This window comes from Streptosporangium nondiastaticum, from assembly GCF_003011965.1.
Lineage (GTDB): Bacteria > Actinomycetota > Actinomycetes > Streptomycetales > Streptomycetaceae > Streptomyces > Streptomyces nondiastaticus.
The window spans coordinates 19,620-33,838 of record NZ_PXWG01000067.1; the positions used below are offsets into that span (position 1 = coordinate 19,620).

Annotated in this window: 14 protein-coding genes; 2 read left to right on the forward strand and 12 right to left on the reverse strand. The window is 73.2% G+C overall.

Annotated elements, in window-relative coordinates; genetic code table 11:
- Positions 1 to 258: 258 nt before the first annotated feature.
- Positions 259 to 1,581: a PhoH family protein gene (locus B7P34_RS22115; protein WP_106679071.1), complete on the reverse strand. Its 1,323-nt coding sequence runs from the start codon at positions 1,579 to 1,581 to the stop codon at positions 259 to 261.
- A gap of 367 nt (positions 1,582 to 1,948) precedes the next feature.
- Entirely contained in the window at positions 1,949 to 2,710 is a 762-nt protein-coding gene (locus tag B7P34_RS22120; RefSeq protein ID WP_030367510.1) for an isoprenyl transferase, read from the reverse strand.
- A 110-nt stretch (positions 2,711 to 2,820) separates the two neighbouring features.
- Between B7P34_RS22120 and mgrA the strand changes: the two genes are divergently transcribed.
- Positions 2,821 to 3,867, forward strand: coding sequence for an L-glyceraldehyde 3-phosphate reductase (gene mgrA / locus B7P34_RS22125; RefSeq protein ID WP_189382960.1), 1,047 nt, complete (start codon positions 2,821 to 2,823; stop codon positions 3,865 to 3,867).
- A gap of 329 nt (positions 3,868 to 4,196) precedes the next feature.
- Here mgrA and B7P34_RS22130 read toward each other — a convergent pair whose 3' ends face one another.
- The 3 genes from B7P34_RS22130 to B7P34_RS22140 form a co-directional block, all read right to left on the reverse strand.
- Positions 4,197 to 5,411, reverse strand: coding sequence for an MFS transporter (locus B7P34_RS22130; RefSeq protein WP_106679081.1), 1,215 nt, complete (start codon positions 5,409 to 5,411; stop codon positions 4,197 to 4,199).
- Between the two features lie 164 nt (positions 5,412 to 5,575).
- Positions 5,576 to 6,157: a TetR/AcrR family transcriptional regulator gene (locus tag B7P34_RS22135; RefSeq protein WP_106679083.1), complete on the reverse strand. Its 582-nt coding sequence runs from the start codon at positions 6,155 to 6,157 to the stop codon at positions 5,576 to 5,578.
- A gap of 81 nt (positions 6,158 to 6,238) precedes the next feature.
- The gene (locus B7P34_RS22140) at positions 6,239 to 6,979 is read right to left on the reverse strand and encodes a prepilin peptidase (protein ID WP_223268100.1); all 741 of its coding nucleotides are present in this window, start codon (positions 6,977 to 6,979) and stop codon (positions 6,239 to 6,241) included.
- 59 nt (positions 6,980 to 7,038) lie between these two features.
- On the opposite strand from B7P34_RS22140, the gene B7P34_RS22145 reads away from it, so the two are divergent.
- Positions 7,039 to 7,398 (forward strand): DUF192 domain-containing protein, encoded by a 360-nt coding sequence (locus B7P34_RS22145; RefSeq protein ID WP_106679086.1) that lies wholly within the window; start codon positions 7,039 to 7,041, stop codon positions 7,396 to 7,398.
- 168 nt (positions 7,399 to 7,566) lie between these two features.
- Here B7P34_RS22145 and B7P34_RS22150 read toward each other — a convergent pair whose 3' ends face one another.
- The 7 genes from B7P34_RS22150 to B7P34_RS22185 all read right to left on the reverse strand — a co-directional run bounded on the left by B7P34_RS22150 (position 7,567) and on the right by B7P34_RS22185 (position 14,073).
- On the reverse strand, positions 7,567 to 8,871 hold the full coding sequence (locus tag B7P34_RS22150; protein ID WP_189382961.1) for a hypothetical protein: 1,305 nt from the start codon (positions 8,869 to 8,871) through the stop codon (positions 7,567 to 7,569).
- Positions 8,872 to 10,000: 1,129 nt separating this feature from the next.
- Positions 10,001 to 10,630 (reverse strand): OmpA family protein, encoded by a 630-nt coding sequence (locus B7P34_RS22160; RefSeq protein ID WP_189382963.1) that lies wholly within the window; start codon positions 10,628 to 10,630, stop codon positions 10,001 to 10,003.
- Between the two features lie 7 nt (positions 10,631 to 10,637).
- The gene (locus tag B7P34_RS22165; RefSeq protein ID WP_106679090.1) at positions 10,638 to 11,234 is read right to left on the reverse strand and encodes a hypothetical protein; all 597 of its coding nucleotides are present in this window, start codon (positions 11,232 to 11,234) and stop codon (positions 10,638 to 10,640) included.
- A 124-nt stretch (positions 11,235 to 11,358) separates the two neighbouring features.
- The gene (locus B7P34_RS22170) at positions 11,359 to 12,078 is read right to left on the reverse strand and encodes a pilus assembly protein TadG-related protein (RefSeq protein ID WP_223268101.1); all 720 of its coding nucleotides are present in this window, start codon (positions 12,076 to 12,078) and stop codon (positions 11,359 to 11,361) included.
- A gap of 38 nt (positions 12,079 to 12,116) precedes the next feature.
- Entirely contained in the window at positions 12,117 to 12,281 is a 165-nt protein-coding gene (locus tag B7P34_RS22175) for a Flp family type IVb pilin (RefSeq protein WP_030367499.1), read from the reverse strand.
- A 174-nt stretch (positions 12,282 to 12,455) separates the two neighbouring features.
- On the reverse strand, positions 12,456 to 13,352 hold the full coding sequence (locus B7P34_RS22180; RefSeq protein ID WP_106679092.1) for a DUF5936 domain-containing protein: 897 nt from the start codon (positions 13,350 to 13,352) through the stop codon (positions 12,456 to 12,458).
- 19 nt (positions 13,353 to 13,371) lie between these two features.
- Positions 13,372 to 14,073, reverse strand: a complete 702-nt coding sequence (locus B7P34_RS22185; RefSeq protein ID WP_353620262.1) for a type II secretion system F family protein — start codon at positions 14,071 to 14,073, stop codon at positions 13,372 to 13,374.
- Positions 14,074 to 14,219 lie beyond the last annotated feature (146 nt).

Consider the following 14,219-nt stretch of genomic DNA (forward strand, 5'->3'; position numbering starts at 1 on the left):
CGCTCGGGCGGCATACGGCGGCGCTGTTCAGTTCTTCGAGCTGCTATGCACTGCCCACGAGGGGCCGAAGTGCCGTATGCGGGGCCTGACAGGAAGCAGACTCTGCCCGAACGGGATGCCCCGAGGCAATTCCGGGTTACGTGGGAAAGGTCACACCTCGTTTATCGCCGGGCATTTACGGAAAGCCCGGCGGGCAACAGCGGCGCACGGCTAGGCTCCTTGGCTTTGCCGTGCGCCGCCGCGAGGGAACGGAAGGCGTCAGATCCTGCCGTCCTCCAGCATTTCGGTCACCAGCGCCGCAATGGGCGAACGCTCCGAACGCGTGAGCGTGACGTGCGAGAAGAGCGGATGCCCCTTCAGCTTCTCGACGACGGCGACCACCCCGTCGTACCGCCCCACACGGAGGTTGTCGCGCTGGGCCACGTCATGGGTGAGCACCACCCGGGAGTTGGCACCGATCCGGGACAGAACGGTCAGCAGCACGTTCCGTTCGAGGGACTGCGCCTCGTCGACGATCACGAAGGCGTCGTGGAGGGAACGGCCGCGGATGTGGGTGAGCGGCAGCACCTCCAGCATGCCGCGCTCGACGACCTCGTCGATGACCTCGGAGCTCGTCACCGCCGAGAGGGTGTCGAAGACGGCCTGGGCCCACGGGCTCATCTTCTCCGCCTCGCTGCCCGGCAGATAGCCCAACTCCTGCCCGCCGACCGCGTACAGCGGCCGGAAGACCATCACCTTGCGGTGCTGCCGGCGCTCCAGGACGGCCTCCAGGCCCGCGCACAGCGCCAGCGCCGACTTGCCCGTGCCGGCCCGGCCGCCCATCGACACGATCCCGATCTCGGGGTCGAGCAGCAGGTCGAGCGCCACGCGCTGCTCGGCGCTGCGGCCGTGGATGCCGAACGCCTCGCGGTCGCCGCGCACCAGGCGCACCGAGCCGTCGGCGGCGACCCGGCCGAGGGCCTTGCCGCGCTCGGACTGCAGCACCAGGCCGGTGTGCACCGGCAGTTCCGCCGCCTCCGCGACGTGGATGACCTCGGCGGCGTAGAGCTCGTCGACCTGCTCGGCGGTGACGGGGAGCTCCGCCATGCCGGTCCACCCGGAGTCGGTGATGGCGAGCTCCGCGCGGTACTCCTCGGCGAGGAGGCCGACCGCGGACGCCTTGATCCGCAGCGGCAGGTCCTTGGAGACGACCGTGACGTCGTACCCCTCGGCCTGGAGGTTGCGGGCGACCGCGAGGATGCGCGAGTCGTTGTCGCCGAGGCGGAAGCCGGCGGGCAGTATGCCCGTATCCGAGTGGTTGAGCTCGACCCTGAGCGTCCCGCCCAGATCACCGATCGGAATCGGGGAATCCAGTCGGCCGAATTGCACCCGGTACGCGTCCAGCAGGCGCAGCGCCTGCCGCGCGAAGTAACCGAGCTCCGGATGGTGCCTCTTGGCCTCCAGCTCCGTGACCACCACCACGGGCAGCACGACCTCGTGCTCCTCGAAGCGGGACATGGCGCCTGGGTCGGCCAGCAGGACGCTGGTGTCGAGGACGTAGGTGCGCCGGTCGTTCTCACGGCGCTTCTTGCTGGTCACCACGGGTGGACGAACCCCCTCAGGGAGGTCGGGGCGCGACGGCGTCGCCGGGGAATGGGCCGGGATCGGAGCCCTTCGAGGGCCCGGCTGCGGCCCTCCGCGGGCGGCCGCGCGGCCTGACAGGGCCGCTCGGTCCGCACGGTCGTCGTCCGTGTGCAAAGGGCCTCCCGGGCGGGCGGCCCCATGCCGCCCGCTGGCAGAGCGACGGTCTTAGGACAGACCGTCGGCCTGGAGGGGATATTCCCGCTGGACCGCTTGACCATGCAACGGCATATGCGGCGGCGTGGTGAACCGCCGGTCCGTCAGGAGCCGTACCAGTGGTGCCGGAACCTACTGCTGTACGGCTCCGGCGGCCCTACGACCACAAAGGTCAGGAGCCGTACCGGCGGTGGCGCGCCGCGTAATCGCGCAATGCGCGCAGGAAGTCGACCTTCCGGAAAGCGGGCCAGAAGACCTCGCAGAAGTAATACTCCGAGTGCGCGCTCTGCCAGAGCATGAATCCCGAGAGGCGCTGTTCACCGCTGGTGCGGATGATGAGGTCCGGGTCGGGCTGACCGCGCGTGTACAGGTGTTTGGTGATGTGCTCGACATCGACCGTTTCGGCCAGTTCCTCGAACGACGTCCCGTTCTCCGCCGCTTCGAGCACCAGCGACCGCACCGCGTCCGCGATCTCCTGCCGGCCGCCGTAGCCGACGGCCACGTTGACCAGTATTCCGCGGGTGCCGATCGTGTCCTGCTCGGCCTCCTTCAGCACCTGCTGCGTACGGGCCGGCAGCAGGTCCATCGTGCCCACGTGGTGGACGCGCCAGCGGCCGTCCGCGGCCAGGCCGCGCACCGTGTTCTCGATGATGCCGAGCAGCGGGTTGAGCTCCACGGCCGGGCGGTCGAGGTTGTCGGTGGAGAGCATCCAGAGGGTGACGACCTCGACGTCGGTCTCGGCGCACCAGCCGAGCAGCTCCGAGATCTTGTCGGCGCCCGCCTGGTGGCCCTGCTCGGTCGTGCGGCCGTCGGCCCGCGCCCAGCGGCGGTTGCCGTCGAGGATGACGCCGATGTGCTTGGGCACCTGCGCATGGTCGAGGCGGCCTTCCACCCGGCGTGCGTAGAGCCTGTACACCAGGTCGCGCAACTTCACGTTTCCAGCCCCTCCAAGCCACGGCGGTCGCCCCGAGGGCGCCACATTACTGCCCGCGTGTCACGGGAACCCAACTCGGTCTGTCACAAGACCGTGATAGTCAGATGCACATGACCGATTCCACACATTCCGCTCACTATCGAGCGGCCGATAACCGCTACGACACGATGGAGTACCGGCGCACGGGCCGCAGCGGCCTGAAGCTCCCGGCCATCTCCCTCGGACTGTGGCACAACTTCGGTGACGACCGCAGCCTGGAGTCGCAGCGCGCCATTCTGCGCCGCGCCTTCGACCTCGGGATCACGCACTTCGACCTGGCCAACAACTACGGCCCGCCGCCCGGCTCCGCCGAGCTGAACTTCGGCAAGATCTTCGCACAGGACTTCCGGCCGTATCGCGACGAGATCCTCGTCTCGACGAAGGCCGGCTATCTGATGCACCCCGGGCCGTACGGCGAGTGGGGCTCGCGGAAATACCTGCTGTCCTCGCTGGACGCGTCGTTGCGCCGGATGGGTGTCGACTACGTCGACATCTTCTATTCGCACCGGTTCGACCCGGAAACCCCGCTGGAGGAGACGATGGGCGCGCTCGCGTCCGCCGTCCGGCAGGGCAAGGCGCTCTACGCGGGCGTGTCGTCCTACAGCGCCGAGCAGACCGCCGAGGCGGCCCGGCTGCTGCGCGAGATGGGCGTGCCGGCCCTCATCCACCAGCCCTCGTACTCGATGATCAACCGCTGGACCGAGGACGACGCGCTCCTGGACACCCTGGAGACGGAGGGCATGGGCTGCATCGCCTTCGCGCCGCTCGCGCAGGGCCTGCTGACCGACAAGTACCTGCACGGCGTCCCGGAGGGCTCGCGCGCCTCGCAGGGCAAGTCCCTGGACCCGGCGCTGCTGACCGAGGACGTGGTGGGCCGGCTGCGGGGCCTGAACGAGATCGCCGGGCGGCGCGGCCAGTCGCTCGCGCAGCTGGCCCTGAGCTGGGTGCTGCGCGACCCGCGGATGACCTCGGCGCTGATCGGCGCGTCGAGCGTGGCCCAGCTGGAGGCGAACGTGGCCGCGCTGGGGGCGCCGAAGCTGACCGACGCGGAGCTGGCCGAGATCGATGCCCTCGCGGTGAGCACCGAGGGCGTCAACATCTGGGCCCGCCGCGGCTGACCCCTGCTCCCGGGGGTCCGGGTCGCACGGATCGTCACCCAGGGTGATGACGGGGAAAGAAAACGGGCCGGTCCGTGGGGGGGATACGGACCGGCCCGAGGGGGGGTTTCCACCTTAACCGGTCTGAGGCCGTGCTCGTTGCACCCACGGGGGTGACGACCCCCGGGATGCTGACACTCGGTGACTTTTTGATCATGGATGGGCGGGGCCGGCCCGGTGCGGCCGGAGGCCCCGGGGGCCCGCCAGTACTGGGCCTACGGCGTAGAACCAGCCATTCCGCGGACAGTCCCGGCAGCCTCTTGGGCACACTTCGATAACGTCCGGAAAAATCACGGCCGACTTGACGCGGCGATGGGTTCGGGCGCGTCGGAGAGCCGTTCGGGGGACGCCGCGGCGGATTCCGGGGCCCGGCGGGCGCGGGTGAGGTCGGGGATGAGGGTGAGGAGTCCCACGACGGCCAGGGCGGCGCCGAGCCACAGCGGGGCGCGCAGGCCGGAGGCGTCGACGGCCAGGCCGCCGGCCGACGAGCCGATGACGATCCCGAGGGTGATGCAGGAGGAATGGATCGTGTTGACCAGCGGGCGGGCGTTGCCGGCGCGCTGGACGCGGGTGACCATCGCCGGATTCATGGTGACGCCGACCAGCCCCATGCCCACCGTGAACGCCACCGCCGGGACGGGCAGGTGCGCGGTCAGGGCGAAACCGGCGAGGAAGAGGGCGTTGAGCGCCAGGCCGCACAGCAGGACGGGGACGGCGTGGCGGTCGGCGAGGCGGCCCACGACCCAGTTGCCGGCGACGGTGGCGGCCCCGTAGGCGATGAGCAGCAGGGGGACGGCGCCCGTGGAGAAGCCGGTGAGACCCGTGAGGACCGGGTTGAGGTAGCTGAACGCGGCGAACGTCGCCCCGATGACGAACGTGCTGGTCGAGAGCGTCAGCCAGAGCCTGCGGCGCTTGAAGACGGCCAGCTCCTCGCGGAGGCCCCCGCCCTCGGCGGACCGCTCCACGGCGGGGATGCCGGCGGCGGTGCACAGCGCGGCGAGGGCGGCGAGCGCGGAGATGGCCCAGAAGGCGGCGCGCCAGCCGAAGTGCTCGCCGACGAGCGTGGACAGCGGGAGGCCCAGCAGGGTGCCGAGCATCAGGCCGTTCAGGGCGACGGCGGCGGCCCGGCCGCGCAGTTCGGGGCGGGTGAGCTGGGCGCACAGGGACAGCGCGACGCCGAAGAAGGCCTGCGAGGCGACGCCCGTGACGATCCGCGCCGCCAGCATGGCGCCGTACGTGGTCGCGGTCGCGGCCAGCACGTTGCCGGCGAGGAAGACGGCGAACAGCACCAGCAGCGCGGTCTTCGGCCGCAGCCGCATCACGGCCACGGTCAGGACCGGGCCGCCGAAGGCCATGGCGAGCGCGAAGGCGGTGATGAGGTAGCCGATCTCCGGAATGCTGGCGCCGAGCCCTTCGGCCATCTGCGGCATCAGTCCGGCGACGACGAATTCGCTGGTCACCATGGCGAAGATGCCGAGGGCCAGGAGATGGACGGCGCGGGGCATGGTGGGGTGCTCCTTGGAGGGGTAGGTGTGGTGGATCGGCAGGGTTTGGATGTTTGGATGAGCTTGTTTTGGATTGATCAGTACAAAATTGAGGCGCGCGAAGGCACGTGCGAACACGTGCGAAGGTGCGTGCCGAACGGAGACCGCCCGGAAGAGGAGAGCCGTCAGACGGCGTCGAGCGTCGTGCGCACGATGCCCTCCAGCGCTTCCCGCCCGACGCCGGCCCGCGCCGAGACGCGCATGCCGCCGATGGCCGCGATGACGAAGTGCGCGAGCGCGCCGGCGTCCTTGGCCGGGTCGATGTCGCCGTCCCGCTGCCCGGACTCGATCACGGCCTTCAGCGCCTGGAACCGCCGCTGATAGTCGCGCTCCAGCACCTGAGCCACCTCGGCATCCCTGGCCGCGAGCTCGATGCAGGAGTTGACGACCAGACAGCCGCGGCGGTCCTCCGCGTAGAGCCCCTCCTCCTCGACGATGACGTCGAGGAGCGCCCGGAGCTTCTCCCGGGCGGGCAGCCCGCTCTCCAGGACGGCGACGATGCTCCCGTTCTTGCGCTCCATATAGCGGAGCAGGGCGCGCCGGAAGAGGTCGTGCTTGCTCTTGAAGGTGTTGTAGATGCTGCTCCGGCCCAGCCCCGTGGCCTCGCACAGATCCTGGGTCGAGGTCGCCTCGTACCCGGCGGTCCAGAACGCCTCGAGCGCGGCGTCGACCGCCCGCTCCTCGTCGAACTTCCTCGGTCGGGCCATGATCCGACCGTAGCAGTTTTGGATTGATCGATCCAATAGTTCGGTGGGGTCCTGTGTGCCGCTTCTCGCCTCCCCTCTCTCTCAGCCGGCGGCCGCGCCTCCGGCCAGCACCCCCAGCCACGCGCCCGCGATCATGAAGGGGCCGAAGGCCAGCGCCGTCCCGCGCCCCGCCCGCCGGGCCGCCAGCAGCGCCACCCCGTAGAAGGACCCCAGCAGCAGCCCCGCGAAGGCGCCCAGGAACAGCACCTGCCAGCCGTACCAGCCCAGCGCGCAGCCGACCCCCACCGCCAGCTTCACGTCACCGAACCCCATCCCTGCCGGGTGGATCAGGAACAGCGTGAAGTACCCGCCGCCGAGGGCCGCCCCACCGAGCAGCGCCCCCGGCCACGACCCGGCGGCCCCGGGTATGAGGGCGGCCGCGCCGAGCAGGACCGCCGTCCCCGCGGCCAGCGGCAGCGTCAGGACATCCGGCAGCCGCCGCACCGAGCGGTCGACCGCGGCCAGCAGCACGGCCACCGGCGCCGCCAGCAGCCACACCGCGAGCTCGGGCCGGGCCCCGACCACCGCCGCGAGCGCCCCGCACACCAGGGCCGTCACCACCGCGGGCAGCAGCGCCCCCGGGCCGTACCCCTCTCCGCACACCCCGCACCGCGCCCGGCCCAGCCACCCCGCGACCGCGTGCCCGCACGGGCCCGCCGACCGCCACGGCTCCTCGGGCTCGACGCTCAGCCGATACCCGGCTCTGGGCACCAACCGCCCCGCCACGGCCCCGTAGACGACCGCGGCCGCGGTCAACAGCGCTTCCTTGCCCCCGAGATCCATGACCATGAGATTACGGACATCCGCGCACCCCCGCGCAGGCCTGTGGATAAAGTCCGGGCATGCCCCGCAGACAGGACGGCACGGCCCGGCTGCACGTCCCGGGAGGCCCGCCGGTCCCCCTGGAGATCGCCGCCTCCTACCGGGCCCGCACCCGAGGGCTCCTGGGCCGCGACACCGTCGACGGCGCCCTGCTCCTCACACCGGCCGCGAGCGTGCACACCTTCCGGATGCGCTTCGCCATCGACGTGGCCTACCTGGACCGCCACTTGACGGTCCTCGCGGTCCGCACCATGCGGCCGGGCCGCCTCGGCCTGCCGCGGCTCCGTGCGCGCCACGTGCTGGAGTCCACGGCGGGCGCCATGGAGGGCTGGGGGCTGCGCCCCGGCGTGAGGGTTCGCTTCGAGGACGCGCCGGCCTGACGCGGGCGTTCGCTTCGAGGACGCCTCGGCTGCCGCCGGTCCGGCACCGCCGGGCTGCGCCGCTGTGGCTGCTCACCGCCGCGGCGGGTCCAAGGATGCGGGGCATCCTTGACTGAGCGCCCCCGGCCTGACGCGGGCCCGGCACGTCACAACCACGCGCCCCGCGCGTCACGCCCCCGTCACTCCCCCGCCCCTCCTCGTACGGCGCCGGGCCGCCAGGGTCCAGCCCGCGAGGCCGGCCAGGAGGGCCGAGCCCGTGCCCACGCCCGTGTAGCCGATGACGCGCAGCCGCCCGTCCCGCGCCTTGTCCCCGGCCGGGACGACGCCGGAGGCCGGCTTCGGCGCCGGGGCGCCCGGCCGGGCCTCGGCCACGTCGACGTCGAGCGTCACGGGCACGGCCGCCGCCGCGGACGCCACGGACGCCCCCGTTCCCCCCGTGCCGGCTCTGGGGCTCAGGCTGGCCTGGAGGTAGTACCACCCGGCGAACCGCATGCCCCGCACGGCGTCCCCCACCGCCACGCCGCCGCCGGACGCGGCCGGGGGCGTGGCCAGGGAGACCACCGCGGGCTTGCCCTGGTACCCGGTGGTCCGGTTCATCACGTAGCCCCGCGCGGTGTTGTTCAGCCCCAGGCGGACCCCGCCGGACACGTACGGGGAGGCGCCGCCGCTCGGGGCCGCGCCGAACCGGGCGCGGGCGAAGAGCTGGCGGCCCGCCGTGACGGCGACGCGGTAGAAGCGGGTCTCGCCGGGGCGGAGCTCGTCCTTCCAGGAGCCGGCGCCCACCTCCGCCGCGTCGTTGAAGCCGGACCCGCCGGTGACCGCCCTGACCGGCCCGTCCGGCATCCGCGGCGCCTGCGAGGCCCAGCTGCCGCCGGTGGAGGACGGGCCGCCCTGACCGCCCGGCCCCTCGTCCCCCGGCGGAGCCGTGACGTACTGCAGCTCCACCGGCACCGGCGCTCCGTCGCCGCCCGCCGCATCGCCCCGCTCCAGCACGAACCGGTACGTGCCCGCGGCCGCGCAGGCGCTGCCCGCCCGGGGCACGCGCTCCGCGTAGTCGGCGACGGGATAGGCGCCTCCGGCCGACAGGAACGTGCGGTGCCGGCCCGCGCCGCACGGCGTGCCGTCCGCCGCCTCCAGGGCCACGTCGATGCCGTCCCTGGGCCCCATGGCGCTGCCGGGCTTCGGGGCGGCCACGGCGGAGACGTACGCGTTCGACGTGCCGTCCAGCTCGACCGTGTAGCGCTTGCGCTCACCGGGGCGGACGGAGTCCTTGTACGTGTGCGGGCCCTCTTTCAGCAGCGGCCCGCCGTCCCCGGCGAGTGCGCCTTCGATCGCCTGGGCGCCCGGGGCCATCGCGTACCCGGTGAGGGCTCCGGCCTCGCCCGCCGCCACCGCCCTGCCGGTCAGTGCCATCAGCAGCCCCAGCACCGTCACCCCGACGACCCCGCCCCTCGCCTTCCCGCGGCCCCTCATCCCACGCCTCCCTCACCACTCCCCCGGCATCCGCGCCGCCCCATCCTGCCGTGCCCGTACCGGAGTTCGCGACCGTCGGATCACGCCCGCGCAGGTCGTCGAGCGCCCGGCGGACGGTGCGGACCATGAGCCGGGGGCGGTGGAAGACGTCGTCCCTGGTGAAGCGGAGGATGCGGCGGATCCCGGCGCAGCCCGCGAGGTCGTTGAAGCGCATCGTGTCGTTCTGGTGGGCGGCCCTCGTGCCGTGCCAGGTGAAGCCCTCGATCTCGATGCCGAGGCCCTCGGCCCGGAAGAGGAAGTCCAGCCGCGCCGTGCGCCCGCGGTCCGTCGTCACCTCCGCCTGGGACTCCGGGTGGAGGCCGCCCGCTGCCATCTCCAGGCGGGCCTTGGTCTCCGCCGGGGAGCCGCTGGCCGGGTCGGCGAGGGCGAGCGCCCGCCGTGCCGCCCGGGTGCCCGGCCGCCGCGGCGCCTCCTCCAGCGCCCGCGCGACCTCCTCCCGGCGCACCAGGCCGTGGGAGAGCGCGGAGTCGGCGGCGATGACGGCCTCGTCCTCGGGCAGGGCCCGCAGCAGGTCGCACAGCGTCCGCACGGCCGTGGTGACGCGGACGCCCGAGACCACGGCGACCTCGCTGTCCGCGAGCGGGATCCGGTGGACAAGGGCCCCGGCCCCGCGCTTGCGTCCCCCGGCGGACGTGAACTCGGGCCTGCACGGCCGTATCAGCACGATCCCGTGCGCGGCGGCGGCCGCGCTGTGGCTCGCGACCAGCTCGGGGCAGTGCAGCTGCGCGGCCCGCAGGCGCAGCCGCAGACCGGTCTCCCGGCCCGGCTCCGCCCACGCGCCCGCGTGCAGCCGGGACCAGCCCGCGCGGCGCAGCGAGCGGGCGGCCGCACCACGGGAGAGGCCGGCGGCCACGGCCTGGGACGTCAGCACGACTCCGCCCTGCACGGCGGCCAGTTCGCGCAGTCGTGAGTGCAGGCGCGAGCGAGGACCGTGCGGGCGCGGGAGAGCCCCGAAAGACCGCGGGTGATCAGCCTTCATGCATCAAGGACAGCCGATCCCCGCCCGTACGGCGACCCCTGTGGATAACCCGGATGTGGATAACCCGTAAGCCGGTTGATCCCGCACCCTCTACCCCCGCCGCGGGAAGCTGACTTCCACCCTCCTGTTCTTCATCCGCCCTTCCTCCGTGGAGTTGTCCGCGATCGGGAACTGCTCGCCGTACCCCCGGATCTGGTACGCGACCGAGGACGAGCCGATCTCCTCGGCGAGCTGCCGCTGCACCGCGCCGGCCCGCTCCTTCGACAGCGCGAGGCCGTGTTCGGCGGAGCCGAGGTTGTCGGTGAAGCCGAAGACGCGCAGGGTGCCCGCCTTCTGCTTCTTGGCCTCCGCCGCGATCGCGCTGATGCGCTTGCCGGCCTCGCGGCTGAGCCGCGAGCTGTCCTTGTCGAAGAGGACCTCGGCCTGGAGGGCGAAGGTGACGTCCACGTTGGTGTCCTCGCGCCGCTCGTCGCCGCCCTCCGTCTCGACCACGGACTTGATGTCGAGGACCCGCCCTGCCGCGAGCTTCGCGCCGGAGCGCAGCTTCAGGTCCGGATCGGAGCCGTTGATCTTCACGGGCGGGGTCGTGTTCGCCGGGCCGCCGGGGCCGGAGCGCCCCTGGGCGGCGGCAGGCGGGGCGGCGGGCGTAGCGGCAACTGCGAGGAGCGTGGTCAGCGTGGCGGCCAGGACGGTGCCGCAGCGGGCCCGGAGCGTCGGCACGGCGCGCTCACCCCGAGATCTTCACGTGGACGGACGGCATCGTGGGCAGCTGGAAGTCCACCTCGTTGACGTCGGCCGGGGGCGCGGGGAACTGCGCGAAGACCGGGCGGCTCTCGCTGGGCTTGATGTTGGTCAGGCCCGTGCTGCACAGGCACTCGCCGTCGGTGTCGCGGAGCACCAGGTAGCGCTTCTTGCCCGAGGCGTCGACGAGCGAGGCGCCCGAGATGGAGGAGCGGGACTTCATCTCCGTCTCCTTCGACAGCCAGTGGATCGCGTTGAACGGCCGGGAACCGCGGTTGGTGAGCGTGCCGTTGACCGTCACGAAGCCGCCCTCGTCCCGGACGACTGAGGTGATGGCCAGGGCTATCCCGTCCGGTCCCTTCATCTCCCCGATCGCGTCGGACGGCGCCTGGCCCTGGGGGCGGTTCTTGGCCTCGCCGCGCTGCGCCGAGGCCTTCCCGGAGGCGCGGGCGCCGTCGCCGTCCGCCTTCCCGCCCCCTCCGCCGCCGTCGTCCCCGCAGCCCGCCGCGGTCAGGGCCATGACGGCCGCGAGCACGGCCGCCGCGGCGCCCCTGCGGGCCTTCGTCGTGTGCCGCATCCTCATGGTCGTGATCCTTCGTTCGTCGGGCGGGCCCGGGCCGGTCCGGTTCCGTTCGCCGGGCGGGCCCGGAGTGGTCCGGTTCCGTTCGCCGGGCGGGCCCGGACCGGTCGAGTCCCGTTCGCCGGGTTCACGCGGCGCCGTCCGCCAGTCGTACGGTGAAGAGCGTCGCCGCCTTCACCGGCGCCCCGGGCCGGTCCGGCTCGATCCGTACGGTCTCGCCGTCGCAGACGATCTCGACGGCGGGCTTCCCCTGCGCCGGCGCGCCGGCGCCGGGGCTCGCGGACGGCGCCGGGCCGCCGGAGGGCGGCGGGGTCTGCGAAGCGGGGGCGGGCAGCGGCCCCCAGCAGCGCGGTTCGACGACGGCCCGCGCCGTCGCGGTCGCGTGCCGGTCCTCCGTCCCCGGGACGACGGATTTCCCCACCGCGGCGGCGGACTCGACCGTGACCGTGAACGAGACCGGAAGCAGGCCCCCGGAGGTGGCGCAACGCCCCTGGACGTGCGCGCCGTTGGCCTGGGCATAGGGCTCCGCGCTGCCGCAGGCCGCCTCGGGATCGCCCAGGCGGCCGGCCAGCCAGTCCGCCCACGGGCCGCCCGCGCCGACGGCCGTCAGCAGGCCCGTACGGAGCTGGTCCCGGTACGTCTGCGCGGCGGCGAGGGCCGCGGCGTCGGCGGCGGTCTGGGCGCCGTTCTTCGTGGCGCCCGCCCGGCCGACGGCGAAGAACGCCAGGGCGAGGAAGAGGAACGCGGCCACTGCGGTGAGGTAGATGGGGAACGCCTGCCCCCGGTCGCGCCCGCCGCCGGTCCACCGTCCCGTCAGCCCATGAGCAGGCCCCCCGGCCCCCCGCACGGCCCGGCCTCCGGCCCGCCGCGCCCCCGGCTCCCCGGTCAGCCGCCCGTCACCTCGGTGATCTTGTCGGAGATGGCGCTCGCGATCGCGCTCCCGAAGTCCGTCCGGGTCAGCACCAGGACGATCGCCACCACCACGGCGATGATGCCGAGGTACTCGATCGCGGTCTGCCCCCGGTCGTTTCCCAAGAAGCGCTTTCCCATCACGTTTCCCTCCGTCGGCGGCCGGCCCGGTCCGGGCAGGCGGGCGAGCACAAGAAAAGTACGCCGGAACAGCCGTAGCGGAACAGACCATCCGCCACCATTCACCCTCTGTTAAAGGGAGTTGGGACCGCAGAACCGGACGCTGGAACCCCAGCAGCCCCACGCGCACCGGGGTCACCTCCCCACCAGGTCGCCGAGGTTCGTGCCCGACCCCAGGAAGAACCCCGCCACCAGGAGGATCATCGTGGCCGGAACCATGAGCGTCGTGATCACCACGGTCGCCTTCGGCACCGCGCGCGCCGCCCGCCGGCGGGCCAGCTGGGCGTCCACGCGGCGCATGTCGCCCGCGATGGCGATCAGGGTGTCGACGATGGGGGCGCCCAGCTCCTCGCCCTGCTGCAGCGCCGTGACGAACTGGGCCACCTGCTCCGAGTCGTTGCGCCGGCGCAGCTCCTCGAACGCCTGGCGGCGGCTCACGCCCATGTCCATCTGGCGCAGCGTGATGCGCAGTTCGTCCGCCCACGGGCCCTCGTAGCGCTCGGCGACGCGCTCCAGGGCCTGCCGGAAGCCGAGGCCCGCGCTGACCACCACCGCGAGGACGTCGAGGAAGTCCGGCAGCGTCCGCTCGATCGCGGCCTTGCGCTCGCGGACGGCCACCCGGATGCCGACCTCGTTCCAGAAGAGCCCGAAGGCCACGAGCAGGGCGGCGAGGAGGAACTGCCCGTCGGCGGCCATCACCAGCGCGCCGCCGAAGCCGAGGGCGCCGTAGACGGCGCGGCGGGCCGCGTACCGGTCGACGGTGAGGCCGCCGGGGTTGCCCGCCCGGTCGATCCGGCTGCGGATCCTCGCCACCCGCTTGCCGCCCATCATCCGCAGCACCAGCGGCGCGTAGCGCATCCCGAGCCGGTCCACGGCCGAGCCGACGACCGTCGTACGGGTGGAGCCGACCTCCAGGGCGAGCGCCAGGTCGTCCGGCAGCCTGGCCTCGCTGCGGCAGAGGACGACGCCCGCGACGACGCCCGCCACGGACAGCGCGGCCAGCAGCCCCAGCAGCATTCCTACCCATCCCATGTCCGTTCCGTCCCGCCCCTCAGACGTCGATCCGGGACAGGCGCCGGATGACGAAGAACCCGAGCCCGTACAGCACGAACGCGGTGACCACCGCCGCCTGTCCCAGGAACGACGCGGTCATCCGGTCGATCGAGCCGGGCGCGATGCGGTCCGTGAGCAGCAGCGTGCCGAGGCCCATCAGCGGGACGACGTACGCCGTGACGGTCACCTGGGACAGCTGGGTGCGGACCTCGCGCCGGGTCTCCTTGCGCTCCTCCAGCGTCCGCGTGAGGTTGCGCAGCGAGCTGACGACCGTGCCGCCGGCCCGGTTGGACAGGACCAGGGTGGTCACGAGCACGACCAGCTCGCGGGAGGGCAGCCGGTCGGCCAGCTCGCCCAGCGCGTCGTCCACCGAGTGCCCGACGGCGAGCCGGTCGGCGACCTTGCCGAGCTCCTCGCCGGCCGGGGCGTCCATCTCCTCGGCGGCCATGCCGAGGGCGGTGCGCAGCGCGAGCCCGGCCTGGGTGGCGTTGGCCAGGATGCGCGAGAGCTCGGGGAGCTGGTTGATGAACTTCTCGATGCGCTTGCGGCGCTGGCGGGCGAGGAAGCCGGACGCGGTCCAGATCGTGACCGCGGCGGCCAGGGGCCCGAAGAACGGCGCGAGGGCGCCGGCCGCGACCAGCCACAGCCCGGCCGCCGCGCCCAGCGTGCCGACGGTGAACTCGGCGGGGGTGACGTCCAGGCCGGTCGCGGCGAGCCGGCCGCTCCCTCTTCGCCTGCCTCGTACTCGACGACGCCACCCACGCCGCCACTCCCGAGGCGGTACGGGGCCTGGGGCGGCTCCGTTCCGCGAACGCCGGGGTACTGCTCACCCTCCGCACGCTCGAC

Excerpts from the sequence above, each read along its gene's own strand:
- B7P34_RS22180 (WP_106679092.1), bottom strand. The coding sequence starts at position 13,352 with ATGGGATGGGTAGGAATGCTGCTGGGGCTGCTGGCCGCGCTGTCCGTG.
- B7P34_RS22150 (WP_189382961.1), bottom strand. The coding sequence starts at position 8,871 with ATGAGGGGCCGCGGGAAGGCGAGGGGCGGGGTCGTCGGGGTGACGGTG.
- B7P34_RS22175 (WP_030367499.1), bottom strand. The coding sequence starts at position 12,281 with ATGGGAAAGCGCTTCTTGGGAAACGACCGGGGGCAGACCGCGATCGAG.
- B7P34_RS22165 (WP_106679090.1), bottom strand. The coding sequence starts at position 11,234 with ATGAGGATGCGGCACACGACGAAGGCCCGCAGGGGCGCCGCGGCGGCC.
- B7P34_RS22130 (WP_106679081.1), bottom strand. The coding sequence starts at position 5,411 with ATGCCCCGCGCCGTCCATCTCCTGGCCCTCGGCATCTTCGCCATGGTG.
- B7P34_RS22140 (WP_223268100.1), bottom strand. The coding sequence starts at position 6,979 with ATGGATCTCGGGGGCAAGGAAGCGCTGTTGACCGCGGCCGCGGTCGTC.
- B7P34_RS22135 (WP_106679083.1), bottom strand. The coding sequence starts at position 6,157 with ATGGCCCGACCGAGGAAGTTCGACGAGGAGCGGGCGGTCGACGCCGCG.
- B7P34_RS22145 (WP_106679086.1), top strand. The coding sequence starts at position 7,039 with ATGCCCCGCAGACAGGACGGCACGGCCCGGCTGCACGTCCCGGGAGGC.
- mgrA (WP_189382960.1), top strand. The coding sequence starts at position 2,821 with ATGACCGATTCCACACATTCCGCTCACTATCGAGCGGCCGATAACCGC.